The organism is Streptomyces sp. 13-12-16, from assembly GCF_002114215.1.
Lineage (GTDB): Bacteria > Actinomycetota > Actinomycetes > Streptomycetales > Streptomycetaceae > Streptomyces.
The window spans coordinates 1-787 of sequence record NZ_NCTE01000635.1 but is presented as its reverse complement, the minus strand read 5'-3'; the positions used below and the strand labels follow the sequence as shown (position 1 = coordinate 787).

Genomic DNA, 787 nt, shown 5'->3' with positions numbered 1-787 from the left:
CCCGCCCCCGCACCGTCCCTCGACGCGCCGAAGGCCCCGCCCGCCGGCGTCACGGCGCCCCCGGCCGCGGCCGGGACGCCGCGGACCGACGGGGACGGAGCCGGGGCCGGGGCGGGAGCGGGGGACGGTGGTTCCGCGGAGAAGGAGGAGAAGGCGCCGGAGAGGACCGCGGCGACCGCCGTCCAGCAACTGGCCGCGGACGATCCGGGCGGACGGCACATCTGCTACCGGGTCCACGCCGCGGGCCAGGGCTGGAGCGACGTGGCGTGCGACGGCGAGGTGGCGGGCACCCCCGGCTCGGGAACGCTCACGGCCGCCAACATCGCCGTGTCCGGAACCAACGGCACATCCGGTGGCGCCTTCACCCACAACCCCGCGTCGACCGATGGCACAGGGCACTACGCCGACGAGTGGACGAGTGTCGCCGACGGCGTCGACAACTACGTCGGCAGCACCGAGGAAGGCGCTCCGCACATGCTGGGGTTCAGCATCAGCGTCGACCTCGGCGCCGGCTCCGTCTGCCAGACCTCCTACGTCCACGACGACACCTGGCTCGGCCTGGTGTGCGACGAACCCGGGACCGGCTTCGACTTCACCTACGTCGGCACCCACGACAACGACTCGTGGATCGAAGCGGTCAGGCTCACGGTGTGACCCGGACCGTCCGCCGGTAGCGGCCGACCGGCCGCGCGAGCGGAGCCGGCACGTGTCCCGGGGGCCGCGCCGGGCGGGACCGCACACCGCGGTCGCGTCACCGGCGGGGCGCTCCCATGCCGACGGCCCCGCC

1 pseudogene is annotated in these 787 nt (G+C 75.3%); it reads left to right on the top strand.

What is annotated here, in order from left to right:
* Window positions 1–654 (top strand): annotated as a pseudogene (locus tag B7767_RS24720) (hydrolase); the annotation flags it as partial.
* Between the last annotated feature and the right edge of the window lie 133 nt (window positions 655–787).